This is a genomic window from Duganella sp. CF458 (assembly GCF_900113115.1).
Lineage (GTDB): Bacteria > Pseudomonadota > Gammaproteobacteria > Burkholderiales > Burkholderiaceae_D > Rugamonas.
In genome coordinates, this window is record NZ_FOOF01000018.1 from 69,563 (window position 1) to 95,011 (window position 25,449).

23 protein-coding genes and 1 riboswitch are annotated in these 25,449 nt (G+C 62.2%); of the genes, 6 read left to right on the plus strand and 17 right to left on the minus strand.

The window, feature by feature from the left end; genetic code table 11:
• The first annotated feature begins 148 nt into the window (after positions 1-148).
• Together BM269_RS24135 and BM269_RS24140 are read left to right on the plus strand one after the other, a co-directional pair.
• Positions 149-1,594, plus strand: coding sequence for an OmpP1/FadL family transporter (locus tag BM269_RS24135; protein WP_090443356.1), 1,446 nt, complete (start codon positions 149-151; stop codon positions 1,592-1,594).
• A gap of 237 nt (positions 1,595-1,831) precedes the next feature.
• The gene (locus tag BM269_RS24140; RefSeq protein WP_090443359.1) at positions 1,832-2,218 is read left to right on the plus strand and encodes a hypothetical protein; all 387 of its coding nucleotides are present in this window, start codon (positions 1,832-1,834) and stop codon (positions 2,216-2,218) included.
• Between the two features lie 295 nt (positions 2,219-2,513).
• Here the strand turns inward: BM269_RS24140 and BM269_RS24145 are convergent, their stop codons facing one another.
• The 3 genes from BM269_RS24145 to BM269_RS24155 all read right to left on the minus strand — a co-directional run bounded on the left by BM269_RS24145 (position 2,514) and on the right by BM269_RS24155 (position 4,106).
• A complete protein-coding gene (locus tag BM269_RS24145; protein WP_090443362.1) occupies positions 2,514-2,840 on the minus strand; it encodes a hypothetical protein in 327 nt (108 codons plus the stop codon).
• Between the two features lie 41 nt (positions 2,841-2,881).
• A riboswitch (SAM-I-IV-variant riboswitch) is annotated at positions 2,882-2,986 on the minus strand.
• Between the two features lie 136 nt (positions 2,987-3,122).
• Positions 3,123-3,398, minus strand: a complete 276-nt coding sequence (locus BM269_RS24150) for a hypothetical protein (RefSeq protein ID WP_090443365.1) — start codon at positions 3,396-3,398, stop codon at positions 3,123-3,125.
• A 66-nt stretch (positions 3,399-3,464) separates the two neighbouring features.
• Complete coding sequence (locus BM269_RS24155) at positions 3,465-4,106, minus strand: GNAT family N-acetyltransferase (protein ID WP_090443545.1); 642 nt, start codon at positions 4,104-4,106, stop codon at positions 3,465-3,467.
• Between the two features lie 181 nt (positions 4,107-4,287).
• Between BM269_RS24155 and BM269_RS24160 the strand changes: the two genes are divergently transcribed.
• A complete protein-coding gene (locus BM269_RS24160; RefSeq protein ID WP_090443368.1) occupies positions 4,288-6,588 on the plus strand; it encodes an isoamylase in 2,301 nt (766 codons plus the stop codon).
• Between the two features lie 44 nt (positions 6,589-6,632).
• Here the strand turns inward: BM269_RS24160 and BM269_RS24165 are convergent, their stop codons facing one another.
• The 8 genes from BM269_RS24165 to BM269_RS24210 form a co-directional block, all read right to left on the minus strand.
• Positions 6,633-6,983 (minus strand): hypothetical protein, encoded by a 351-nt coding sequence (locus BM269_RS24165; protein ID WP_090443371.1) that lies wholly within the window; start codon positions 6,981-6,983, stop codon positions 6,633-6,635.
• A gap of 15 nt (positions 6,984-6,998) precedes the next feature.
• Positions 6,999-7,358 (minus strand): hypothetical protein, encoded by a 360-nt coding sequence (locus tag BM269_RS24170; RefSeq protein ID WP_090443373.1) that lies wholly within the window; start codon positions 7,356-7,358, stop codon positions 6,999-7,001.
• Positions 7,359-7,370: 12 nt separating this feature from the next.
• Positions 7,371-8,294 (minus strand): NAD(P)H-hydrate dehydratase, encoded by a 924-nt coding sequence (locus BM269_RS24175; protein ID WP_090443376.1) that lies wholly within the window; start codon positions 8,292-8,294, stop codon positions 7,371-7,373.
• Positions 8,291-9,055, minus strand: coding sequence for a histidine phosphatase family protein (locus tag BM269_RS24180; protein WP_090443379.1), 765 nt, complete (start codon positions 9,053-9,055; stop codon positions 8,291-8,293). The genes BM269_RS24175 and BM269_RS24180 overlap by 4 nt, the downstream gene beginning before the upstream one ends.
• A 154-nt stretch (positions 9,056-9,209) precedes the next feature.
• Positions 9,210-12,749, minus strand: coding sequence for a pectinesterase family protein (locus tag BM269_RS24185; RefSeq protein ID WP_090443381.1), 3,540 nt, complete (start codon positions 12,747-12,749; stop codon positions 9,210-9,212).
• A 32-nt stretch (positions 12,750-12,781) separates the two neighbouring features.
• A complete protein-coding gene (locus BM269_RS24190; RefSeq protein WP_139232854.1) occupies positions 12,782-13,351 on the minus strand; it encodes a PEP-CTERM sorting domain-containing protein in 570 nt (189 codons plus the stop codon).
• A gap of 592 nt (positions 13,352-13,943) precedes the next feature.
• A complete protein-coding gene (locus BM269_RS24205) occupies positions 13,944-14,435 on the minus strand; it encodes a hypothetical protein (protein ID WP_090443393.1) in 492 nt (163 codons plus the stop codon).
• A gap of 147 nt (positions 14,436-14,582) precedes the next feature.
• The gene (locus BM269_RS24210; RefSeq protein ID WP_090443396.1) at positions 14,583-15,980 is read right to left on the minus strand and encodes an L-cystine transporter; all 1,398 of its coding nucleotides are present in this window, start codon (positions 15,978-15,980) and stop codon (positions 14,583-14,585) included.
• Between the two features lie 107 nt (positions 15,981-16,087).
• Between BM269_RS24210 and BM269_RS24215 the strand changes: the two genes are divergently transcribed.
• Positions 16,088-17,719, plus strand: a complete 1,632-nt coding sequence (locus BM269_RS24215; protein WP_090443399.1) for a methyl-accepting chemotaxis protein — start codon at positions 16,088-16,090, stop codon at positions 17,717-17,719.
• Here the strand turns inward: BM269_RS24215 and BM269_RS24220 are convergent.
• From BM269_RS24220 to BM269_RS24235, 4 genes are all read right to left on the minus strand, one after another.
• The gene (locus BM269_RS24220; protein ID WP_090443402.1) at positions 17,638-17,835 is read right to left on the minus strand and encodes a DUF2970 domain-containing protein; all 198 of its coding nucleotides are present in this window, start codon (positions 17,833-17,835) and stop codon (positions 17,638-17,640) included. The two genes, BM269_RS24215 and BM269_RS24220, sit on opposite strands and share 82 nt — an antisense overlap.
• Positions 17,836-17,917: 82 nt before the next feature.
• On the minus strand, positions 17,918-18,655 hold the full coding sequence (locus tag BM269_RS24225) for a hypothetical protein (protein WP_090443405.1): 738 nt from the start codon (positions 18,653-18,655) through the stop codon (positions 17,918-17,920).
• A gap of 58 nt (positions 18,656-18,713) precedes the next feature.
• The gene (locus tag BM269_RS24230) at positions 18,714-19,634 is read right to left on the minus strand and encodes a GGDEF domain-containing protein (protein ID WP_090443407.1); all 921 of its coding nucleotides are present in this window, start codon (positions 19,632-19,634) and stop codon (positions 18,714-18,716) included.
• Positions 19,635-19,709: 75 nt separating this feature from the next.
• Positions 19,710-20,306: an IMPACT family protein gene (locus tag BM269_RS24235; RefSeq protein WP_090443410.1), complete on the minus strand. Its 597-nt coding sequence runs from the start codon at positions 20,304-20,306 to the stop codon at positions 19,710-19,712.
• A 95-nt stretch (positions 20,307-20,401) separates the two neighbouring features.
• Here BM269_RS24235 and BM269_RS24240 point away from each other — a divergent pair, with 95 nt between their 5' ends.
• Positions 20,402-22,015 carry a DUF1444 domain-containing protein gene (locus BM269_RS24240; RefSeq protein WP_139232855.1) on the plus strand — a complete coding sequence of 538 codons (1,614 nt, stop codon included), beginning with the start codon at positions 20,402-20,404 and terminating at the stop codon, positions 22,013-22,015.
• Positions 22,005-23,120: a sterol desaturase family protein gene (locus tag BM269_RS24245; protein WP_139232856.1), complete on the plus strand. Its 1,116-nt coding sequence runs from the start codon at positions 22,005-22,007 to the stop codon at positions 23,118-23,120. Before BM269_RS24240 ends, BM269_RS24245 begins: the two co-directional genes overlap by 11 nt.
• Here BM269_RS24245 and BM269_RS24250 read toward each other — a convergent pair.
• Together BM269_RS24250 and BM269_RS24255 are read right to left on the minus strand one after the other, a co-directional pair.
• On the minus strand, positions 23,032-24,366 hold the full coding sequence (locus BM269_RS24250; RefSeq protein ID WP_090443419.1) for an APC family permease: 1,335 nt from the start codon (positions 24,364-24,366) through the stop codon (positions 23,032-23,034). The two genes, BM269_RS24245 and BM269_RS24250, sit on opposite strands and share 89 nt — an antisense overlap.
• Positions 24,350-25,414 carry an aromatic ring-hydroxylating oxygenase subunit alpha gene (locus tag BM269_RS24255; RefSeq protein ID WP_090443421.1) on the minus strand — a complete coding sequence of 355 codons (1,065 nt, stop codon included), beginning with the start codon at positions 25,412-25,414 and terminating at the stop codon, positions 24,350-24,352. The genes BM269_RS24250 and BM269_RS24255 overlap by 17 nt, the downstream gene beginning before the upstream one ends.
• Positions 25,415-25,449: the final 35 nt, after the last annotated feature.

Here is a 25,449-nt window from a genome sequence, read left to right on the forward strand (position 1 = left end):
GGGAAAAGGGCCTTCGGGCCCTACTTTATTACACTATTTTCAATTAAAAAGCACCGTCGTACGGTTTTGGTGTAGACTGCGGTGCCCTTGCACGTTTCTAGCGACGCAAGGTTAAACATATATCAATAACGAACAGCCGAGACCTACCTTGAACCCAAAATACCTCTCCCTGATGGTTGCTGCAGCCCTGTCGGCTGCTGCAATGAACGCTAACGCATCCGGTTACCGCTTCGGTTCCCAGTCCGTGTCCGGCCAGGGCACTGCGGACTCCAACACCGCTGAAGCCGCCGACGCTTCCACCATTTTCGCCAATCCAGCCGGCCTGTCCCGTCTGGAAGGCACCCAGATTTCCGGCGGCGTCACCGCCGTGGTACCGCACTCGACCTACGACGACCAAGGCTCCCGCCGTTACGCCAACATCGGCGCTACCGGTGGTGCAGCGCACCAGGACGACTATGCCCCAAGCGCGGTGGCCGCTCCTTCCCTGTACGTTTCCCATAAGTTGAACGACCAGTGGGCCGTCGGTTTCGGCACCTTCGTGCCTTACGGCGCGAAGCTGGACTATGACAACAACTGGGCCGGCCGCTACGCGCTGACCAGCATCGACCTGAAGTCGGTCACCCTGAACCCATCCATGTCCTTCAAGCTGAACGAGCAACACTCCTTCGGCTTCGGTATCGATGCCGAGTTCATGAAAGCCAAGCTGGGCCAGGGCGTTGACGTGCCGGGCTCCATCATGTTCCTGAGCGCCAATGCCGCCAACCCAGCAATCGCTGCGCGCCGTGCCGCACTGCTGCAAGCGATCGTTGCCAACGGTGGCAACCCAGCTGCCCTGGCAGCCGCCAAAGACGGCCATGCCACCATGGACGGCAAGGATTGGGGCGTAGGCTTCAACCTGGGCTACATGTTCAACCTGAGCAAGGACACCCGCTTCGGCCTGTCCTACCGTTCGTCGATCCACCACAAGCTGAAAGGCGACGCGGTATGGGACTTCTCCACCGTCACCACCGATGCAAAGGTGAACGCCGTACTGCAAGCTTCCTCGCGCAAGTCCAACTCGCCAGCGCTGGTTGACATCAAGACCCCGGAAACCCTGTCGGCCAGCATCTTCTCCCAAGTTGACGACAAGCTGGCTGTGATGGCTGACCTGACCTGGTCCCGTCATTCCCGCATGGAAGACCTGCACATCCAGTTCGTCGGCACCGGCGAAGGCGACGAAGTGATCCGCCAGCAGTGGAAAAACACCATGCGCGCATCGCTGGGTATGAACTACAAGCTGAACGACGCATGGCTGCTGCGCGCCGGCGTGGCGATTGACGAGTCCCCAGTGGACAAGGCATCCCTGCGCCACCCGGCGCTGCCTGATTCGGACCGCAAGCAGATCTCCTTCGGTGCAAACTGGAAGGTAACCGCCAACTCGTCGATCGACTTGGCATACAGCTACCTGAAGTTCGACGACGCGTCGTCCACCTACCAAAACCAGTGCAGCACCCTGGCTGGTCCAGGCACCTGCACCGGCAACGGCGAAACCACCATCGGCACCTGGCGTACCCACATGTCGCTGATCGGCGTGGCGTACAACTACAAGTTCTAATCCTCCCAGGATGAACCGAGAAGCCGGCGCTAGCGCCGGCTTTTTTATTCCGACCAGGTATCACCGCCGCGAGATCGCGCCTTTGCCGGCGACGACGCATTAGCTGTAATAGCTCGAGCTTGATCTGACACGGAGTGCCAGATGGGGGGGGGCAGTGTTTTGGCCGCATTCGGCCACGAACGGACGTTGGCAAAGCCAGGAAAAATACAAGAATAAGCTGGGAGCGTAGAGGATAAGATGGTGATTAATGTGCAGGTTTGGAATGAACAAACACTGGGCAAGCTCGATATAGAAACAGTGCGAGCACTGTACCAGCCTTACTATCGCTTCCGTGTGCAGCAGGCTAAGTACAATCCACACACGCCATACCCAGAAAGCGGTGTAGCCAGAACTTACTACGTTGTCGCTGGTCGAATGACGGTTCAGGATGGCCCAACGACCTATGTTCTAGAATCTGGGCAGTTCGTTAGCCTGCCAAGGGGAACCTACACGCTGCACCATCCCGATGGCGTCGAGTTTATTAAAGTACTCATGCTGTCAGAGCAGGTTTGGGAACATGAGAAAAATCTATACGAAACGGAATTTCGTCCAAATCTTCAAACGATTGATTATCGGTTGGTCTAGCATGTGTTGGCCTGATCGAGTCAGGTTGCGACAGTGACATCATACCTATCGGACGTGTCCGTGCTACTTGGGGAGTGCCAATATCGATATTGCTCCGTAATGTGGTATCAAGACCAATTAGTTCCTGACATATCAGGAATCTTTTCTGAATGGGCTGCTGGCATCGACTGGACTAGCGCAGTTGACTCTTTGCCGTCCGTTAGGGAACCTACAGCCCAGACCTGATGTCCGCAATGGGGCGACTGCTGCCGGTCATCGGGCACGATCTGCCTGGTCGAGGCTGAGCCAGTGCACATTAGCGCTGCGTTGCATCGCTATCGAAATGGAGCATGTGCTCGACATGCACCTTGATCTCACCATTCAGGCTGGCGAGCTCTGAACGCAACTCGCGCGCTGATTCGTCACCGATGCCTTTGACGGTAATACAGTGCTCGTAGCAGCCAGCGCGACGCGAGATCACCCATTTTTCGATTTGGGCGTTGGAGTTTTTCAGGGTTGATTCCAGTTGGCCGGCAACGGGTTCATTCGTCCCAAGCGAGAGATGGAACGTATGGGTCATGCGGAATTGGTTGCGCCATGCGCTGATGTCGAGGGACGGGGCGTGGGAGGTATGAGTTGTCATGGTTTCTCCTGAGAGCTTGGCCCGATTCGGAGCAAACCATGTCGCGCCCGCTTCGTTGCCGTTAATAGGCCGCATCGCCGTGATGGCTTCCACCTTGCCCGGGAGAGGCAGGTTGGCGTCGGTTAAACCGACTCTTGATGCTGAATAGTTGATAACAAACTCGTTAAACGAATTTCGTTATACAGAACATGTGTTCAATATAGCGGAATTTTTTGAGCTCGGCAACAGGTCATTTGAATGACCGGCCAAGCGTCGACATTTTGTGCGGGTGGCACATGTTTCTCAGATAAGGATGATGCCAGCCACGAATGCCAGCGGCGTGGCACACGCGATCGCGGCGATTTCCAGTAGTCGTTTTCCAGGCCGTGGCTTTGCCATCCTGCGATACCCAATGAGCCCAAGCAGTACGGCGGTGCCCGAAAATGCAGCGGTAACGGCGGCGCAAAAAGAGAGCAGCAAGACTATTCCAGTCCCGCAAACAAAGCCGCCGTTACCGGCTTGCTCTTGCGCCCACTGTGAAAACAGCCAATTCTGGTAAAAAAAGTAGGCAAATGGCATTACGGACGTGGCGGCGAATGCCAGCGACCAGAATCTGAACGACTTTATTTTTACGAGCACGGTGATTTAGGGGGAAACAGGAAGTACCGCGGTCGACCACGGCGAGATGACGCTCCAGCCGAGGCGGGTATAGAGCGCACGTCCATCCTCGGTTGCCACGAGGAGGCGCTCATTGATGCCGGCACTGACGGCGAGGGAGTCCAGGGACTGCATGACGACGCTGCCAAGGCCGCGGCGCCGATGGGATTCTGCTGTTTCGATCTGGTCGAATATGGCGGTCTGGCCGTGCAGCACAATGCGCCCGGAAGCGGCGAGTTCTCCGTTTTCGTGAATCACTTTAACGACGTGCGCGCCGTGCTGGTTTTCGAAAGAGGTCTGATAGCCTTGGGGCATAGGCAGATTGCCCGGTGCTGCTGCAGGTCCCATCATGAGGTAGCCGGGACTTTCAACGTTCCAGCGCGCTGGCAGCGCTTGCCGCAAGACTTCAGGCTCAACGGCTGCTTTGAGGAAAATGAAGGGATCGCGTATGCCGTCGGCGCAGGCTTGTAGCGCGTGTCCTGCATCGAGAAATACGTGGCGCCGCAACTGTTCCGGCTTTCCTACTTCAACCACCAGGCCGCCATCCAGGGGGTGCGGCAAGGGAGCTCCCCGCGACAAACTCCAGCCAGTGAGCCAGCGCTCGATCAATGCATTATCTACAGTCTTCAATCCGCGCTCTCTGTCCTCGCTCAATGTTGCACTCGAGTGTAACAGGGGTAGAAAGGTCTTGCATTTGTAGTGTAGTTACATCGTTGATTGCGCAATGTAGTTGAGTTAACCATAGCTAAGGCGCAGAATCGACTCGCTACCAAGTAGCAAAAATACATAAATCAAGAATAGGGAGACATTCATGAACCTTCGCCGTGCCCTTCGGGTGGCGATGCTGGGCTGCGCTTTGTCGGGTAGTCCGGTCGTCGACGCCGCCATCAATGCCAGCAACCTTGGCGCCGCCTACGACGCCACCAAGTCCAGCATCAACTTCAAGATTTACTCCAGCCGTGCCACTCGTATCGACCTGTATCTGTACAGCGCCGCCACAGGCCAGCAGGAAAAAGTCAGCTTGCCGTTGACCCTCGGCACCGGCGGCATCTGGAGCCGGAACGTCACGAGCAGCCAATTGGCCAGCTACGGCATCACCGGCACGGTCTACTACGGCTATCGTGCCTGGGGGGCAAACTGGCCGTACAACGCTACCTGGACCAAGGGCTCGTCGACGGGCTTCATTACCGACGTCGACGCCAGCGGCAACCGCTTCAACCCCAATAAATTGCTGACCGACCCGTATGCGCTGGAAATCAGCCACGATCCGACCACCGCCACCATGAGCAATGGCACGATCTACGCCAGCGGCGCCCTGTACCGCAGTATCGATAGCGGAAGCAGTGCACCGAAAGGCATCGTGCTACAGGGCGATACCCAGTCGGTCGGCACCAGGCCGACCCGCGCCTTCAAGGACGACATCGTGTACGAAGCCCATGTGCGCGGACTGACCAGGAATGACAGCAGCATCACGGCCGCCTACCGCGGTACCTACAAAGGCGCCGGCCTGAAAGCACCATACCTGGCCAGCCTAGGCGTGACCGCTGTCGAATTCCTGCCGGTGCAGGAGACCCAGAACGACACCAACGATGCCGATCCGAACTCCAACACAGGCGACAACTACTGGGGCTACATGACCCTGAACTACTTCGCGCCCGATCGCCGCTACAGCTACGACAAAACGGCCGGCGGTCCGACGCGCGAGTTCAAGGAAATGGTGAAAGCCTTCCACGACAACGGCATCAAGGTGTATATCGACGTGGTCTACAACCACACGGGCGAGGGCGGTCAGTGGACCGCCAGCGACAAGACCACCTACAACATTTATGGCATGCGCGGGTTGGATAACCCGACCTACTACTCGCTGACCAGCGATCTCCAGAATTCCTGGGACAACACCGGCGTGGGCGGCAACTACAACACCCGCAACACGGTGGCGCAGAACCTGATCGTCGATTCGCTGGCGTATTGGCGCGACAAGCTGGGCGTGGACGGTTTCCGCTACGACCTGGCCTCGGTGCTGGGCAACAGCTGCCAGCATGGCTGCTTCAACTTCGACAAGACGGACAGCGGCAATGCGCTGAACCGCATTGTGGCGGAATTGGCGCCACGCGCGGCGACCGGCGGCAGCGGCGTTGACCATATCGCCGAACCGTGGGCGATCGGCGGCAACTCCTACCAGGTCGGCGGCTTCCCGGCCGGCTGGATGGAGTGGAACGGCATCTACCGCGACGCGATCCGCCAGGACCAGAACAAGATGGGGCAGGTGGCGGTCACGCCGGGCACCCTGGCTACGCGCTTCTCGGGCTCCAGCGATCTGTATGGCGACGATGGGCGCAAGCCATGGCATTCGGTGAACTTCGTCACCGCGCACGATGGCTTCACACTCAAGGACCTGTATAGCTGCAATGCGAAGAACAACAGCCAAGCCTGGCCCTACGGTCCAAGCGACGGCGGCGAAGACAACAACAATAGCTGGGACCAGGGCGGCGTAGCGAGCGACCAGCGCAAGGCAGCGCGCAACGGCATTGCCCTGATGCTGTTGTCGGGCGGCGTGCCGATGATGGTTGGAGGCGACGAATCGCTGCGCAGCATCAACTGCAACAACAATCCCTATAACCTGGACTCCATCGCCACCTGGCAGAACTGGAGCTGGACTTCCGACCAGTCCAACTTCCAGTCCTTCACCAAAGGCCTGACCGCTTTCCGCAAGGCCCATCCTGCGCTACGGCCGGCCAACTTCTATTCATCGACGGACGGCAACGGCAACGTGATGGAGCAACTGCGCTGGTTCAAGCCGGATGGTGCGGTAGCCGATGCGGCCTACTTCAACGACAGCAATAACCACGCGATCGCGTGGCGCATCGACGGTAGCGAATTTGGCGACAGTGCCGCCGCCATCTACGTCGCCTACAACGGCTGGAGTGGCAACGTGAACTTCACGCTGCCGTGGCCGGGTGCAGGCAAGAGCTGGTACCGCGTGACCGACACCTGCACCTGGGCCGAAGGCGCCGGCCAGGTTCGCACGCCGGGCGCGGAAGACTTCATCGGCGGCGAGAACTACGCCTACGGAGTCTGCGGCCGCGGCTTGCTGCTGCTGATTGCGAAATAGAATCAAATGTCCACCTCGGGGTCAGGAACCAGGTGGACATTTTCTTAGCGGCCGGGCTGCTGGCCGGTGGGCGGGGTGGAGGTGCCGGGGACGTTGGCCGGGCTATCGGCGGGAGTCGCGCCGCTGGTCGGGGCTGTCGGCTGGGAGCCCTGCGTGGCGGCGCTGCCGCCACTGGCGCCACTGGTGGAATTGCCGGCACCGGTGGCAGGCGGGCTTGGAAGCGCAGACTCCGGTGCTGGCGCCGTGCCGGTGCCGCCGGTATCCGGCGTGGTCTTGGTTCCGAGGCCCGTCGGCGGATTGGCAGGGCTTTCGGCGTTATGTTTGCTGCAGGCCGGCAGTGCGGCTGCAAGCAGGGCGCCCAGCATCAGGGCGCCCGCGCGGTGAAGGATCGGCATGGCTTGGCCTCCGCGTCAATAAGTTGGGCGGCGGTCGCGCTGCATATCCTTCTGGTCGGTCTTGTCAGGCACGTTGGCGGGCAGCTGGCCGGCGCCGGTAGTGCCTTGCGTACCGCTGTTGCCGCTGGTGCCTGGCGTGGTGCCGGTGGCTGGCGGTGTCGTGGTGTCTGGCGGCGGCATCACCGTGTCGGAGGGCGGCGTGGTTGGCGCGACAGGTGCGGGTTCGGGAGTGGCCGGTGGCGGCGTAGGGGCCGTGGTTTCCGGTGCTGTTACCGGCGCCGGCACAGTGTCCTCCGCGCGGTTTTTACAGCCGGCGATGCCGGCGGCAAGGGCTGCGCCCAGCAACAGGGCGCCTGCTTTGCTCATGGTGTTCATTTTGAAATCCTTTCATTGGGCAGCCAGCACTCGCAACAATGCCGGTACTTCAGCTGCAATTTCACGCGCCAGATAGCCCAGCGGGCCGCAACGCAGCGCAAGTTGTTCGCCGGCCGCCGCATGCAGCACTACGCCCCAGGCCGCAGCCTGTTCCAGCGAAGCGCCGCGCGCCAACAGTCCGGCGATGATGCCGGCCAGGGTGTCCCCTGATCCGGAGATGGCCAGGCCGGCATTGCCGCCCTGGTGTTGCCACAGCTTGCCGTCCGGCGTCGCCAGCACCGTAGTCGCGCCTTTCAGTGCAACCACCGCATTCCAGCGCTCGGCGGCGGCTTGTGCCGCGCCCTGCGGTTCCTGTTCGATATTGCTGCGCACGCCGCCTGTCAGGCGCGCCAGTTCGCCGGCATGGGGTGTCAGCAGCACAGGCGTGGAAAAACGGAAGTGCTCCCAATCGACTGCTTCGTCCAGCAAATGCGGTTCGCCACGCGGGTGGACCGTACACATGGCGGTGGCATCGAGCACGATGGGGATCTCGCTGAAGCGCTGCAGCAGCTGTTGTACCAGTTCCACGCAACTGCTTTCATCCTCCATGCCGGGGCCGACCAGCAAGGCATCGGCCTTGCCTGCCAGCTCGGCGAGGCGGCGCGTGCTGTCGGCCTGGAATCCGTGGCCCGGCGTTTCGCCGAGGCTGATGACCCGTGCTTCGGGGATGGCTGCGCCGACATGCGGCGCTACGCTGGCCGCGGTGGCGATAGTCAGTTTGCCAGCGCCGGCGCGCAAGGCTGCTTCGGCGGCCAGGATGGCGGCGCCCGGCATTTCCGCCGACCCGGCCACCACCAGCACGTGGCCGCGCGCTTCCTTGTCGCCGTCGAAGCCGGGTTGCGGCAATGGCCAGTCGCGTAGCAGGGCGGGATTCAGTTCGATCGGGGCGTGGCTCATGGTTTTGGCGCGGCCGGGATGTCCGGCTTGTCGGTGACGGGAGTACCGCTTTCTTTCAGCGGCGCGACGAAGTTTTCCAGTTCCAGGACCAGCTTGCCGCGTTTGCCCGCTTGCGGGTCGAACTGGTAGGAGGTGACGCCGCAGTTGGGCACATCGGCGGCGCGGTCGATGGCGAGGATGGTTTCTTCGTCCATCCGCTCGACCAGGTAGCGGAAGCAGTTCACGATGACCTGGTGGCCGATGATCAGCACGCGCTCTCGGCGGTACTCGCGGGTGATGGTGTCGAGTACGCTGCGCAGGCGCAGGATCACGTCGCACCAGCTTTCGCCGCCCGGTGGGCGGAAGTAGAACTTGCCGACGTGTTTGCGCTGCGCCGCCAGGTCGGGGTATTTATCCGCGATGCCCAGCGGCGTGAGGCGGTCGGTGATGCCGAATTCTTTTTCGCGCAGGCGTTCGTCGGAGACCACCGCCAGCATGTCTTCAGGGCCGAGGCACTGCAGCACGGCTTGCGCTGTGGCCTGCGCGCGCAGGTAAGGCGAGTACAGCACGACATTGGGCTGCTGTCCGGCTGGCAGGGCCGCGAACCACTGTGCCAGCGCGTCGGCCTGGCGCAAGCCAAGTTCGGAAAGGGGGACATCGACATCGCGCTCGGCAATGTCGATTAGCAACTCATTGGCAGCCGTGGCGGCGTCGCGCGCCACGTTGCCGGCGCTCTGGCCGTGCCGCACGAGCCAGATCTTTTGCGGCCATTTTTGCTCCATCGCATACCTTTCGGTGGATAGCCAAAAGCTTATGGTAAGCGAAAGCGATGGCGGGGCGGCACACAATCCCCTCCAGCAAGTTCAATGGCCGAGCCCGTGTCCCACCGTGGGGTCAGACCCCACGGTGGGACACGGGCTCGGCTGGTGCGGCTTGCTATGGGTTCCAGCCGGCGCCGTTGTTGTAGGCGGCGAAGACCAGGGTGCGGTTGGCGAATCCGGCGGCGACGTCGGCGGCACTGAGCTGGTAGCCGCCGACGCGCGTGCCCAGGTTGAGTGGATTGCCGAGCAGGTCCGTGCTGCCGAATTCGCGCCAGCCGTTGGAGGCGTTGGGCATGGCCGGGTTGGGCGCGGGTTGGCCGTTGACGCCGGCGCTGGCCCAGCCGATGGAGGCAATGTGGCTATCCATCTGGCAGTTGATGAAGGCGATGTTGTCCCATACGCTTGCGTTGCCGGAACTGCGGGCCAGGTAAGTGGCGCCGGCCGGTATCTCTCCGTGTGCGGGGCCAGGGCCTGGGCCGTGCGTCAGGCGGCTGTTGAGGAAGACGTAGCCTTTGTCGCCGGCATTCGGTACGCGGGCCTGCAGGATGTAGCCTCCGCTGCTGGCGCTGGTCGTGTCGCCGACCGAGCGGATTTCGCTCTCTTCAAACAGTGCGGCACGGCTGCCGCCCCAGATGAAGTCGACATTTCCGGCCACCAGCGTGCGGTAGAACCAGGACCAGCCTTTCAGGTTCAAGGTGTCCTGCTCGCTGTAGAAGGCGGCGTCGCGCGCAATCAGGCGGCCGTTGTCGTTGTTGAAGTAGAGCGTTTCCGCTTGCGCCGAGATGTTGGCGGCGCGCAGGGTGGTGTTGCGCAGGGTGAGGGTGTCGAGCACCAGCATATCGGAGGCTTCCACCAGCATGACGGAGCGTCCGCCGGCCGCAGTGGCGCTGGTGGCAGGAGCCTGGCTGGCGCCGGTGCCGGGGTTGAGGGTGTCGTAGTTGGTGTATTGGATTACCGTGCCGTCACGGCTTTCACCGCGCAGGGTCACATTGTCCTTGCCGCGCAGGTAGAGCAGTTCGTTGTAACTGCCATTGCGGATGGTGACAGTGGCTGGCGCGGCCCTGTCCACGTTTTGCATCAGGAAGTTCAGCGCGCCTTGAACGGTGGCGAAGTCGCTACCGGCATCTGCACCGACCACGAGATCCGGCCCGGACGGTGCGGCGGCCTTGGTCGTGAAGGACCAGTTACCGAGCTTGCCGATGCCGACGAATGGCGTTCCGCCCAGCGTCGTGCCGTTGAACACGCCGTTCGCCATCGCGACATAGTATTCGGTGCCGTAGGCCAGCTTGCCGTTGTGCGGCTTGATTGTCACGACATTGCCGTTGATGGTGATCGGGTTGGTATTCACCTTGCGCACTGCAGCTTGGCCTGGATAGCCCAGTTCATCGCTCTCGCCCGAAAGCCTGATCACATCTACCAGCGCGTCGTCCATCTTGCGGAAGATGCGGATAGTGCCGCTGTTGCCCAATGTCGGGGTGCTGTCGAACACCAGCCGCAGTCCGGCATCGATATGTGTCTCGCCTTGCGCTGCAGAGGGCGATGCCCGGTCGGTGAGCGTATAGGTCTGGGTAGGTTGCACGAATTGCGCGCCGATGGTGGCGCTGATCAAGCGCATCAGCGTTGGATCGCTCTCGCTGGTCACGCGTACCGTGGCGTTGCCTGCACCGACAGGCGTCAGCACGAGCGTATTGCCACTGACGCCAACCGCCAGCACCGCGGGATTGCTGGAGCTGGCGGTAAAACCATCTGCCGTGCCATCCGGCTTGACGGCAGTGACAGCCAACTGCAACGGTGCATCGCCCGCTTCGGCGGTGTAGTTCGTGGTGGCGGGATTCAGCGTCAGCTGCGAAGGCTTCAAGTTTGGGTCGCCAATCCGCACGTCGTCGATCTGGAACGACTTGTTGGCGGTGTAGAGGCCAACCAGCCCACGTGCGCTGAAAGCGCTGTCGGTAACGGAGCCAAGCGATTCACCATCGAGGTAGACCGTCAGCGTGCTGCCGATCATCTCAAAGCGCACGGTGTAGAACACCGAATCCATGTTGATTGGCTTGCGCACCTGCTTCGGCCGGGATAGTGCGCCGTTCAGCATCTTGGCGATTTCGACCTGGGTGCTGGTGTTTGCGTTCTGCACGTTCAGGCCAGCGCCGTACCAGTTGGCGGCGTTGATGTAGCGCGTAATCAGGTAGAGCTGCTTGTTGCCGGTGGTACTGTTGGTCTGCGGCTTGATGCGCGCTTCGACGAAGTAATCTCCGCTGGGTACATTGGCCATGGCGGCAGGCTTCAATAGGGCCAGCACGCCGCCGGTTGTGGCTGCTGTGTACTGCATCAGCATGTTCGTTGCGCCGACCGCTTCGGCCTTGACGCTGAAGCTGCCGTTCGGGCCGGCCACCGGCAGCAGGTCCCAGTTGGCCGAGGTGCCGGACTGGAAGTCGTCGCAGAAATACAGGCCGCTAGGCGGGCAGGTCAGGGTAAGGATCGGCGTGCCGCTGGTGTCGCCCGTGCCGCTGATGCTGGTGGACAGCTTGCCTGCGCCGGCCTGGGCCAGGGCGTTGGCTTTCACCAGGGAGGTAGGGCGCACGCTGTATGCGTAGGGCGGCGTCCACGTCACGTTGTTGTTGATGGTGCAGGCGCCCAGCAAGGTTCCATTCAACAGCGAACCGCTGTCCTTGAACGTACCGGTGGCTGCCCCGCCCGGATTGATCACGACGTTGCTGCAACCCTGTGCGCCTGTGATCTCGAAAACATTTGAATGCGACAGGATTTTCGAGTTGTAGCCGGCGCCTATGCTGTACAGGTTCGCGTACACGGCGGCGTCGCGGCTACCGGTGAAGTAGTTGTTGAACAGGTGGACCTGGCCATAGCGCACGCGCGGTGCGCGGCTCGACACATTGCGGAATACGTTGTTGCTGAAGGTGACGCGCAGTTTGCCTTCGTCGCCCGTGGCACCATCGCCCGATCCGATAAGATTGTTCTTGTGGTGCTCGCCGAACACGTTATACGAAACGGTCACGTAGTCGGATGCATTGGTGATGTCGACTGCACCGTCGTGGCACTGTTTGAGCTGGCCGTTTTCGGTCGGCAGCAAGTTGTCCGTCATCGGCGTATCGGTGAAGGTGTTGTGGTCGATCCAGATATGGTCGGAGCCGGATACGCCGATCGCATCGTAGGCAGAATTCCACGCACCGTTGGCGCCATCGGTCGGATCCCACACCGGTCCTACGTCGCACGGCGCAACGATCTTCAGGTTACGGATGATGATTTGCGAAACGCCGACCAACTGGATATGACCGTTGACGATGCCGGCGCCGGCTGCCGCGCCGATCAGCGTCGTATTGCTTTTCAGACGAATGGCACCGCGAATGGCCTGGTCGCCCGTGTTCGCATAAGGTACGCCTTCGGTCATGTCGATAGTGCCGTTGACCTTGATGATCTTGGGATTGCTGCCGCCGTTATTGATCGCGTTGAGCAACTGGAAGCGATTGGCAACGCTGTAGATTTGGGAAACAACGGCGGCGGAACCGCCAGAAGTACCACCTGCCTGGCTTGCCCAGCCATCGGCCGGGGCGGCAAGGCGCGCCGGGTCGTCGGCTGCCCGCGCGGGCAGGCATAGCGCCGCAAGCAGGGCGAGCGCAATCCTGAAACCTTTGAGTTCCATATGATTCTCCTTGAAGGGAAGGGGGAGCTGCCTTAGCTGCGGCGTGTACGGCGGCGGCCTGCCGCCAGTGCTGCAAAACCGCCCAGCATCAGTGCCGCGCTGCCTGGTTCCGGTACGGCGGCAGCATCCAGTTGGGCGGTCAAGCTGGCAAATTCGGCCCAGCTGGTGCCAGTCAGGTCGATGTCGATCGACTTGCCGTTGGCGCCCAGCGACAGCACCGGCAGCCCGCCGATGCCGCTGCCATCGAGCAGCTTGAAGGCTGTCAGCGGTGCGGCCAGGGTATCGCCGAAATCGAAGTGGAACTGGTAGGTGCCGGGTGCGATGGCGCTGTTTGCGATTACGGTCAATAAGCCGCTGGCATCGAAGTCGAAGCCGAACATCGCATCGGCGCTGAGGAATTCGACACCGGTCCCGGATGGATCGAGGGCGGTAGTGTTCGAACCCGGTTCAAGCTGGAACAGGTGGTCAAGGCCGACGATGGCGTCGGCCGAACCGTTGTAGGTGGCGGTGATGACGGCATCCTGCAAGGGTAGCGGTGCTGCGTGTGCAATTCCGGTGGCGAGTACGGCAGCCACCAATGTCTCCATTATGGTTTTTTTCATTGTGCGCTCCGGTGGGGCTGAATAGGCGTGCCTGATCGGCCCGTCAATCTTATATTGGTCTGACCAATATTTCAATTAATCAGACCAAATATGATGCGGTCAGGCCACATTGCCTGTGGGAATGCACTAGGAGTGCCTAGGTAGAGAAGTGAGCAAAACTACCGGCGTCTAAGCAAGTAGCTGCCCACGAAACGAATGCTAAAACTAATCACTCAACAGATTTATCGACGTTTGAACGTCGGGCGAAAAGCTCGCGAATTTGTTGGGCTGCGAAGTTTCGATGAGTACGCGGCCACACTTTGCGCATTCATACACGTCGCGTTGGTAGTCGATGTATTTGGAATGAATGTGATCATGCAGAATATGGCCGTGGGGTAGGTTCAGCGAAACGTAGTCTGGACCATATCCCTTTTTATTAACCAGGCGCCGACGGCTTCACGCTGCGCTGCTTCGACAAAGCTTTGTGTTTCTTCGATCAACCAATCGAAGAACGGATCACGGTCGACGTCGCGCAGAAGAGACGCTTTGTAGGGAAGTGAGTCTGTCTGGTCGCGGATCGTATGTCCGCAGGTGCACCCTATCTTTGCCATGGCTATTGATTCGATCCGTCGGATTTAGCTGAAGAGATCTTTATAGTTGACCAATCAAGGGCCAAAAGACCAAGTGAGATCGCGATACCCTCATTTAGTAGCATGCAATACTCCGTCCCGCCCGGGGCGTACCCATGGGATGTCCAGTTAAGGGATACTAGATTGCCCCAAGGGTAGTTGGTGATTGCAATCTGCTTTTCGATGTCTTCCCGTGTGCGATATTCGGTCAGTGCGGACTGAACGAAATGGTCGACAATCTCGGAATCTGTCAGTGCCGTCGGCAGCAGAGGACGGATTACATGCCGTCTTTTTTCGGTCGGTCCACCATTCAGGCCTGTGACCGTTGCCCATCCATCAGCCTGTTCAATCTTGATCAAATGACGCACACCGATCCAGTCATTGCATAGCCAGTCGTAGTCGGAACCGTCGCGGGGAACGGATACCAGCGCCGGTTCGAAGCTGAGTTCAAAAGCGCCGATAGTTATCGTGTGCATACTGTTGGAGTGCGGCGATCCGCTTGCGTGTCTCGCGTTTGAAAAAGAACACCACCAAGGGAGTCACTAACCACGATAGCCAGCGCGGCTTGGTGGTGATGTCGTACGAGAATAGCACCTGTCGAACTCATAGCGGATCAGCATATTCTATGCGGCGCCTTGGGAATCGACCTGCAATTCCTGGTCGCTGGCGAATGCCGCCATATTGGTCTCGCCCATCACGCGGCTGGTGACGGTGCCGGCGGCGATCGAGCCGCTGACGTTCAGCGCGGTACGGCCCATGTCGATCAGCGGTTCGATCGAAATCAGCAGGCCCGCCAATGCCACCGGCAGGTTCATGGAAGACAGTACGATCAGCGCAGCGAACGTCGCGCCGCCGCCCACGCCAGCCACGCCGACGGAGCCGATGGTGATGATGGCCAGTAGCGGCACCAGGAACGATGCGGTGAACGGATCGATGCCGACTGTCGGTGCAATCATCACTGCCAGCATGGCCGGGTAAATGCCCGCGCAGCCGTTCTGGCCGATGGTGGCGCCGAACGAGGCGGCGAAGTTGGCGATGCCTTCCGGCGTGCCCAGGTGCTGGGTCTGGGTTTGCACGCTCATTGGAATAGAGCCTGCGCTGGTACGGGAAGTGAAGGCGAAAGTCAGCACCGGCAGGATCTTCTTGGTGTAGCGCAGCGGATTCAGGCCGCTGGCGCTGACCATGGCCAGGTGCACGCCGAACATCAGCAGCAGGGCGCAGTAGGAGGCCACCACAAAGCCGATCAGGTTCAGGATGTCGGCGTAGCTGGAGCTGGACACCACTTGCGCCATCAGCGCGAATACGCCGTAGGGCGTCAGGCGCAGCACCAGCGTCACCATGCGCATCACGATGGTGTGGGCCACGTGCACGGCGTGATCGAAAGAGGTGAAGTGTTCCGGTTTCTTTTCCGCGATGCCGATGGCGGCAACGCCGACGAACACTGCGAACACCACCACCGCAATGGTCGAAGTCTTGCGTGCGCCCGTCATGTCGAGGAATGGATTGCTCGGAATGAAGGACAGCAGCATATTCGGCAGCGAAATCGATTGCGCGTCGGCCAGCTTGCCTTCCAGATAGGCGCCGCGCGCCAGTTCCGCCGCATTCGAAGCCAGGCCCGCCGCGCTCAATCCGAACAGCTTGGCCATCAGGATGCCGATCGCCGCCGCCACGGTGGTCGTCAGCATCAGGGTGCCGATGGTGAGGGCGCTGATCTTGCCCAGCGAGCTGGCATTGCGCAGCTTGAGGATGGCTGAAACGATGGACACCATAATCAGCGGCATCACGATCATTTGCAGCAGCTTGACGTAGCCGCTGCCGACGATATCGAGGTACTGGCCGGTCACTTTGACTACTTCGCTGCCGGCGCCATACAACACCTGAAGTCCGGCGCCGAGCAGCACGCCCAGCCCCAAGGCGCTGAACACCCGCACGGTAAAGCTGGCATGGCGTTTCTGCTGCACGACGAGGAAGGCCAGCACGATGGCCGCGACGGCCAGGTTGAGGATCACTTGCAGGTTCATGGAGGGGCGGCGGCTTAAATTTTGGAATCGACAGATTCTAATTGAATTGGTGTAGTCTTGCCTATTTGCAGGACCGTGGTTGCAAGGTCGCTACGAAAGGAATAGCTATGTCGAAGCAATCGATGAAGGTTGGCACCCGGCTGGCGCTGGGCTTTGGCTTGGTGCTGGCGCTGATGGCCGGTGTGTCGGGGCTCGGCATCTACAACATGCATCGCATCCACGGACAGCTCGAGAAGATCGTGCAGCTCAATGTAGCGAAACTGACCTATGTGCAGGATATGTCGGAAGCGGTGCACATCGTCGCCCGCGTAACGCGCACCTTGGCGCTGTTGTCGGACGATACGGCCATGCGGCGCGAGCTGCCTAAGATCCAGGCGGCGCGGGCGCAGTACGACAAGGCCCAGGCGGCACTGGAAGCCCTGCCAGGCTCGGAGGAAGGGAAAGCGATCCGCGCCCGCATCCGCGCATTGCAGCAGGAAGCCCGCCCGCTGACCGACCAGTTGCTGGAACTGTCCCTGCAGCACAAGGACGAGGAAGCGATGGCCCTGCTGATGCAGAAGGCCGGTCCCGCCACCCAGCGCTGGCAGGACGTGATGGACGAAGACGTGCAGCTTCAGCGCCAACACAATGCCAGGGATGCAGCGGCGGCGGCCGAAGCCTATGCCGCTGCCCGCACCATGATGCTGGCAATGAGCGTCGTGGCGCTGGTGGCAGGCGTGGTTGCCGCTACGCTGATTGCGCGCCGCCTGCTTGGGCAGTTGGGCGGCGAGCCCGATGTGGCAGCCGAAATCGCCGGCCGCATCGCTGCCGGGGACCTGACCGTGCAGGTGGAAACCCGCCACGACGACGAGGCGAGCATGATGAAGGCCATGAGCGTGATGCGCGACAGCCTGCTGCGCATCGTGTCCGAAGTGCGGCAGGGGACGGAGACCATCAATACCGCCGCCACCCAGATCGCAGCCGGCAATCTTGACTTGTCCTCGCGCACCGAGCAGCAAGCCAGCGCGCTGGAGGAAACCGCTTCTTCGATGGAGGAGCTGACCAGCGCCGTGCGTGAAAACGGCAGCAACGCGCGCCAGGCCAACGAGCTGGCCGCGGCGGCTAGCGCGGTGGCGCAGCAGGGCGGTGCTGTGGTGGGGCAGGTGGTGCAGACGATGGGCTCGATCAGCGATTCTTCGCGCAAGATCTCGGACATCATCGGTGTCATCGACGGTATCGCTTTCCAGACCAATATCCTGGCCCTGAACGCGGCGGTGGAGGCTGCGCGCGCCGGTGAGCAGGGGCGCGGCTTTGCCGTTGTCGCCACCGAAGTGCGCCAGCTCGCCCAGCGTTCGGCGGCTGCCGCCAAGGAAATCAAGGACTTGATCGTCAATTCGGTGCAACAGGTGGACCAGGGCAGCGCCCTGGTGACCCGCGCCGGCAATACCATGGATGAAGTGGTGGCCTCCGTGCAGCGGGTGTCGCAGATCATGCAGCAAATCACGGCTGCCGGCGACGAACAAAGCGCCGGCATCGAGCAGATCAACCGGGCGGTGACGGAGATGGATACGGTGACGCAGCAGAACGCCGCGCTGGTGGAGGAAGCGGCATCAGCGGCGGATGCGCTGAAGCAGCAGGCCGCCCACCTGGACACCTTGGTGGGCGTGTTCAAGCTGCATCACGATGTGGCCAGGCGTACCGCGAACAACAGGATACCGACGAAGCAGCTCGCTGCAATCAGTCCGCCTGCGATCACGTAGCCGGGGCGCAGGGCGCCGACGTCGCGTTCAAAGTCGCTGCGCCGGCGCAGTCCGATGAAGGACCAGGCGACGGCCAGCATGGTTTCGCCGAAGCTGCGGGGTTTGGTGTCGTCCATGTCGTTTCCTTTCGAGGTTGGGCCTATTGTGCTCCGGCCCCGCCCCGAAAAACAGGCGCAGAAGCGCCCGGAAACGACCGTATCAGTTGGCCCGCAGCCGGCTCAGTGCCTTGAGGAGCTTGTTGCGCCGGCCGCCGGCCCAATCCAGGCGCAGCAGGTCGGCGTCGCCCAGCGACTCCAGGCTGGCCACCGCCTCGTCGCTGCCGCCATCCCCTTCGTCCTGCATTTCCTCGTACAGCTCGGGGTAGGCCTGGATGCGCAGCATGACTTCGTCCGCCACTTCGTCGTCCACCAGGGCGTCGCCCCAGGCGACCAGGCGTCCGGCCAGCTCATATAGCGGGGCATGGCGCTCCGGTGACTTGGCTTGCTGCGCTAGCTGCTCGAAGCTGGCCAAGGCCTCCTGCAACTGGCGGGTGCAGGCCGAAACGTGGCAGGCATAGGTGGCGAATTCACGCGCCAGCGGACCGCCTTCGGCCATCTTGCGCCAGCTTGCCAGCATGGCGTCTCCGCCCAGCACCGGGCCGGCGCCGGGTACTTGCCAGGCCTGGGGCGCCGCCAACTGGCGCATCTGCACTTCGGCGCGTGCCACGCACACTTGCAGGTCTTCCAGCCGGCGCGCGTAGGCGTTGTTGGCGCGCGATTCGCGCAGCTTATCCAGCAGGTGTATGGGGAGGGATTCCCGGCCGCGCCATCGGCCGATGACCGGCGGGGCGGCGGCACGCGGCGCGGATGCCGGTGCCAGCAGGTGGTTCATGGCGCGTGTGCCGCGGCTGCGCAGCAGCCAGGCGTCGCCAGGTTTGAACTGTAGTAATGAGTCCATCGCAACCTCCCTCGGGCTTTGAAGGAATTCTGAACCTTTTATCAAGACCTCGCAAGCATCAGTCGGCGCCGACAATGCGGTTGCGCCCGGCGCGCTTGGCCTGGTACAGGGCATCGTCACCGCGTTTCAGCACGTCTTCACAGGAGCCATCCCCCGCGCGGAAGCCGGCCAGCCCTCCGCTGATGGTGACGGCGTCGCCAATACTGCCCAAGGCTTGCAGGGTTTCCGCGATGCGCTGGCGCAGGCGCTCGGCGATCGGGGCTGCCTGTTCGCGGGTGGTGTGTGGCATCAGGACCACGAATTCGTCGCCGCCCAGGCGAGCCGGCGCATCGGTGGTGCGCAATTCGCGCCGGCACACGTCGGCGGTGGTCTTGATCACCTCATCGCCGGCCAGGTGCCCATGTTCGTCGTTGACGCGCTTGAAGTGGTCGATATCGAAGATCAGCGCGGCCATCGGCGTGCCGTAGCGCTCGAAGGTATCGAAATGCTCGGCCAGCACGCTCATGAGCTTGCGACGGTTCAGCAGGCCGGACAGGGAGTCCACCTCACTCAGCATGCGCAGCTGGACTTCCATCTCCTTGCGCGCGGTGATGTTGCTGGCGACCCACAGTGCCGCGTCTTCACCGTCGACCTGGAAGTCCAGCGCCTGGATGCGGCCTTCGAACCAGAGGCGGTAGCTGGGGCCGCAACTTGGCAGGTCTTTGATGTCGCCGGGCACCAGGCTGTATTCGACGATATGCAGGGCGCGCCAGGCCAGGGCGGTTTCGATCTCTTTCAGGAACCAGCTCGCCTTGTCCGGTGTCAGCACGTCATGCACCGTTTTGCCGATCAGGTGCGAGCCGTCGTGGTAGTAGCGCACGTCGATGCCGCCGAAAATGGCAATGTAACGGCCGCTGCGCGTCAGGATGAACGCAGGGTCGGGCAGGGCATTCAACAGTGCCGACAGTTGATTGCCGGAAAATAGTGTTTCATCGCGCATGTTCACGACAGTAGCGAGAGCCGGGCAATAACGCAAAAATTGTTAATAGGTAATTATTTCTTTGTAACTTTTTATTTATTCGTGTAACGATGTTGCCCACGTGAGTTGGCCGCTGGCTGCCTCGTTCAGTTGGGCGACCAAGGCTGGCGCGGCACTTTGCGGGACGCGAAAGGCCAGCGTGACGCATTGGTCGTGGCCGACGTCCAGCAGCGTGGCGCCGGCAGCAGCCAGTTCGCGGCGCAGCAAGCCTTCGAACGCATAGGGCAGGCTGCAACGCAGCTCCGTGTAGCGTACGATGGCGACTTTTTCGACATTCAGCAAGGCTTGCGCCACGGCATCGGTGTAAGCTCGCACCAAGCCCCCGGCACCCAGCTTGATGCCACCGTAATAACGCACCACGGCCGCCAGCACGCCTTCCAGGTCCTGGTGGCGCAGCACGTCAAGCATCGGGCGGCCGGCGGTGCCGCCCGGCTCACCGTCATCGACCGCCGCCGACTGGCCGCCAGCCAGCAGGGCCCAGCAGACGTGGGCCGCGTCGGGATGCTCGGCGCGTAGCCGGGCCACGATGGCTTGCGCCGCGGCACGGTCGGCCACCGGCTGGACAAAGCCGAGGAAACGGCTTTTCTTTACAACTAAATCGCTAGTCGCGAGAGATATAATGGTTTGTGGCATGGGGCCAACATGATACAGGTTTGCTGACTGTTAACGTCCGGCTTCCCTTACAATGCTGTTGCAATTTCTTCAACTAGGTGTTCGTGGCGAACTTCGTGGCGACTTATCGGATCAAAACCCTTGGCGTACAGAGCGGCTTCCTGCAGGAGCGGGTCGAGGCACGCCTGATGCTTTTGTTCCGCCGCCCGCTGGAAGCGGTACGCCCCATCATCCTCGGCAATGGCGCGATCGTTAAGAAAGGCGTCGACTGGGATATGGCCGAGCGCTTCCGCGATGCCTTGATCACCTGCGGCATCCGCTGCGAAGTCGAAGAGGAGAAGGCGCCGGCCGCGCGCGCTTCCCTGGCTGAATATGCGGTGCAACTGCAGGGGCACCTGGAGCTGCTGGACCCGGGCCGGCGCTGGACTTTCCTGGCGGATGAGGGCGAACTGTTTGGCGTGCCCGGCCCGGAATCACCATATCCCTTGGAACTGCTGGTGCCGCTGGAAAGCATGTACCAGGACTGGCTTGGCGCATCGCTGGCCGCCAGCGAAGACCTGCTGCGCCACACCGCCGGCATGGTCCTGATGGGCAATACGCCGGGCATGGTGGAGGAGGCCGTGCGCCACCTGCTGCCGATCGTGCGCAACAGCGCGGAGCGCGGGCAAGCCATGCTGGCAGCGGCCCGTGGCTACTCGCCGCTGCTGTATCGGCCGATCTGCGAAGGGCTGGAAATGGGCTTGGCCTTCCATCGCGGCACCGTTGTGCACCGTGTGGCGCGCGCCCACCTGGAAGCCTGGGACATGACGGAAGATGCTGCCTTCGAGGCCGCCTTCGCCAACCTGCGCGCGCGCTCCACCGCGCCGCTGCTGCCATCGCCCCAGGGCGTATTCGGCGGCGGTTGGGACGATGGCTACGATTCGTCGCGCATGCTGTTGCCGGAACTGATCGAGGCTGCCGTCCCGGAAGGCCGCCCGGTGGCCATGGTGCCGACGCGGGGCATGCTGATGGTGTGCAGCGACAAGAACGAAGTGGCGATGGACGCGATGCTGAAGGCGGCGATTTCCGCCATGCGCGAAGAAAAGATGGTCATGCCGCGCTTGCTGCGCCTGGTGGACGGCCGCTGGCAGATCTTCGTGCCGCCAAGCCTGACGCGGCGCCTGAACAGCCTGGCCAAGTATGTGGAAGGCAATGACTACCGCCTGCAGAAGGAACTGCTGAAAGCGCACGAATGGGCCAGCGGCCGCAATCGCTGCGTGGTCACCTACCTGGTCGGCAAGCTTGGTCCGGAACAGGTCCGTACCAGCGCCTGCACCTGGACGCGCGACATGCCAAGCCTGCTGCCGAAGACCGACCTGCTGTATTTCGCCGATCCCGCCAGCATCGAACCGCCGATTACCGTGACCTGGGAAGCGGCGATGCCGATCGTGGGCGCGCTGATGCAGCGTACCGACGATTACCCGCCGCGCTATTACGTAGAGGGCTTCCCGAACGAGGTGCAGCTGGCGCAACTGGCCGATATCGCCGCCGCCGCGCGGCGCGAAGCAAAAGCCAAGGCCTTGGCCGCGGCCCAGGCTGCGCAAGCCGCCCTGGCTGCGCAGAACAGCCGTCCCGTGCTGGACTCCAAGCGCATGCAGACCGTCGCTGCGGTGCTGAACCGTCCTGTCGGCGAGGTACTGCGCACCGCTCTTGGCCGCAAGGCCGGCGCCAAGCCTGCGCATGCTCGATAACAATGCCCTGGTGGCTGCGGCCACTCCCGTGCTCCTCGTCATGATCGCGGCCGAAGCCTGGCTGGCGCACCGCCGCAGGATCAAGGCCTATTCACTGGCGGACAGCATGACCAGCATGGCTTGCGGCATCTGGACCGTGACGTTGGAAGTCTTCACCAAATCCGCCATGCTGCTGGCCTATGGCTGGGTGTTCAGCCACTTGTCGTGGTGGGAATCCGCGCCCGGGGCGGTGTGGACCTGGGCCTGGTCGTTCGTGGCCTTTGATTTTGTCTATTATTGGGCGCACCGCTGGTCGCACGAAATCAACCTCCTGTGGGCGGTGCATTCGCCGCACCACCAGAGCGAGGAATTCAATCTCACCACCGCGTTGCGGCAGGGCGCTTTCCAGGATGCGTTCCATGCGCCGTTGTTCATGGTGCTGGCGCTGCTCGGCTGCCCGCCGGGCGTGTTCATCATCCAGCTCACCCTGAGCAAGTTCTATCAGTTCTGGATTCATACCCGCCTGATAGGCCGCGTGCCGTTGATCGAAGGGATCCTGAATACGCCGAGTGCGCACCGGGTGCACCACGCCGTCAACGATGTCTACCTGGACCGAAACTACGCCGGCACGCTGATGATCTGGGACCGTTTGTTCGGTACCTACATCGAAGAAGGCGAGGAGTGCGTGTACGGCGTGCGCAAGGGCGGGCCGGGCTGGAACGCGGTGTGGGCGCAATTCGCGTGGCCGGCGGTCATGTGGCACGACGCCGTGCGCACGGCACGTTGGCGCGACAAGCTTTCCTTGTGGTTCCGCCACACAGGTTGGCGTCCCGCTGACGTTGCCGCCGCCGACCCGTGGCCGGCTTTCACGCTGCCTGCGGGCCGCCTGTACAGCGCTACCCGCGCGACGGCCGGCGGCACGCGCTGGACCACCGCCGCGCTGCTGGCGTTTGTTGCCGCCGTGGTGATGCAGAACCAGCTGATCGCCCATGCTGCCCTGCTGTCGCTGCCGGCCAGGCTGGCGCTGGTCGCTGCCGTTACTGCGGCGCTGTTGCTGGTGGCGTACTGCCTTCAGCCAGCCGCTCCTTGTGCCGCCAGCGCACCAGCCAGAACACCGGCAGGCTGACCGCGCCCAGCGCGACGCCCCACCAGAATGCCTCCTTGCCCATGCCGTAAAAGGCCCAGAGCGAAAAGATGCAGGTCATCACCGCGCTGAACGCCAGCATGGCGCCGCGCTGGCGCAGCTTGAACACGGCAGCACCGCCGACCAGGTAGAGCGGCATGCTGGCGGCGGTCACCACCAGCGTCAGGAAGGTGAAGGCTTCGGCCATCGAGCGGCTGTAGTTCATCGCGATCATCACGCTGGCCAGCATGCCCACCAGCAGCAGCGACCAGGCCGGTGCACCGTGGCGGTTGGCCGATTTCAGCGTGGCGGGGAAAATGCCGTGGCGGGCCATGGAGGCCGTCACTTCGCCTGCCAGCATGGTCCAGCCATTCAGCGCGCCCAGGCCGCTGAAGATGACGGCCATCGCCAGCCAATGACCGCTGCCGGCATCCCAGTAGCGGCGGAACAGGTCGACGAAGGGGGCGTTGGACGCGGCCAGCTGCGCCGGCGGCAGGAGCAGCATCGGAATCGTGCAGACCAGCACATACACGATTGCCGCCACCAGGGTGCCGGCAATCGTGGCACGCGGAATGGTGCGCTCAGGCTGGTCCACCTTGGTGGCCGGCAGCGAGGCGCATTCCACGCCCAGCATCGCGAACAGGGCGATCGTGCCTGCGGCGGCCGTGCCATCCAGCGTGAACGGAGTGGGTGGCAGGTGCGCCGTGTAAGCCGCGCTGTCGCTGCCGAAAATCCAGGCGCCGAGCAGTACGATGGCGCCCATCGGCAGCAGCTTGAGTGCCGCCGATACCAGTTGCACCCGGCCCGAGGCCAGCGCCCCGCGCAGGCTGACCAGCACGAAGAACCAGATGATGCCCATGGCCGTCAGCGGCGGCAGGGCGGGATGGGAGGACAGCGCCGGCACCAGCGTCGTCAGGTAGCCGACGATGCCGATCGCCAGCGCCGCATTGGTGACCCAGATCGACACCCAATAGCACCACATGGTGAAGAAGGCGACGCCATTGCCGAAGGCGCGCCGGCAGTAGCCATAAGGCCCGTCTTCATCGGGCATGGCGCGAGCCAGCCGGGCAAAGACGTGGGCAATGAACAGGCAGCCAATCACGGTGATGGCCCAACCCGCAAAAGCGTTCTTGCCGAATGGCGCCAATGCGGCGGGCAGCATGAAGATGCCCATGCCGATCATGTTCCCCACGATCAGGGAGGTGCACATCCAGAAGCCGAGCGGCTTGCCTTTACTGGTAGCGTGCATAGGCGGCTCGCAGCAGGTTCTGGAAATGCCACACGCCGCTTTCGCGCTGCGGGTTCAAGCGCCCGGCGCTGTACGAGCCGGACGCCAGCCCTTGCTGGACGTGCTCGCAGATGCTGATGTCTTCCGCCTGGATCTCGTCGCTGAAGGCTTGCTCGGCCTGCACGCGCGCCTGGACTTGCGGGTCGTCGGTGTAGTAATAGTCGAACTCCACGATGCATTGCCGGTGGCCGGCAGGCAGGATGCGGTTGGTCTGCAGCCGGCCCGGCGTGATGTTCAGCATGATGTTGGGGTAGACGAAGTAATACCAGGCATTGCCGTCGCCGTAGATGCCGTCGTTGTTGCGCAGCGGTGAATGCTGCAGCGAATGCCATTGCGCCAGTTCGGTGTCGTACACACGGTAATCCAGCACCTTCGACAGGCCGGGATGAACGAAGGGCAGGTGATAGCCCTCGAGGAAGTTGTCTATATAAACCTTCCAATTGCATTCGAGCTTGTAGGTATCGCGCTTGGCAAAGCGCATGTGCGACAAGTCGGTGGGTGCAATGCGCTCGCTGATGCCGGCGAAAACCTGCTCGAACGGCGGCGCGGCTGTACCCAGGGCCACGAACACCAGGCCTTGCCACTCGCGCACCTGGACGCGGGGAAGGCGGATCTGCGACTTGTCGAAACCGGCTGCGCCTTGCATTTCGGTGGCCGCACGCAAGCTGCCATCAAGCTCGTAAGTCCAGCCGTGGTATTTGCAGTGCAGCGCCCGCGCACCCTTGCCATTGCAGGTCGCAAGCGGCCCGGCGCGGTGGCGGCAGACGTTGAAGAAAGCCTGCAGGCTGCCGTCAGGCTGGCGTATGATGACTATCGGTTTTCCGGCAATGTTGACCACCACATGGTCGCCCGTTGCACCCAGCTCCCCGGTGTGCGCCGCCAGTTGCCAGGTCGAGCCGAAGACTTCCCGCTGTTCGAATTCCAGCCATTGCTGGTCGGTGTAGAAGCTGGCGTGCAGCGTATGCGCGCGATCCAGCGGCTCGAGTCGGCAATGCTCCTGCAGGGTCATCTTGTGCTCCGCGGCGCGAAAGATTTACTGTCTCA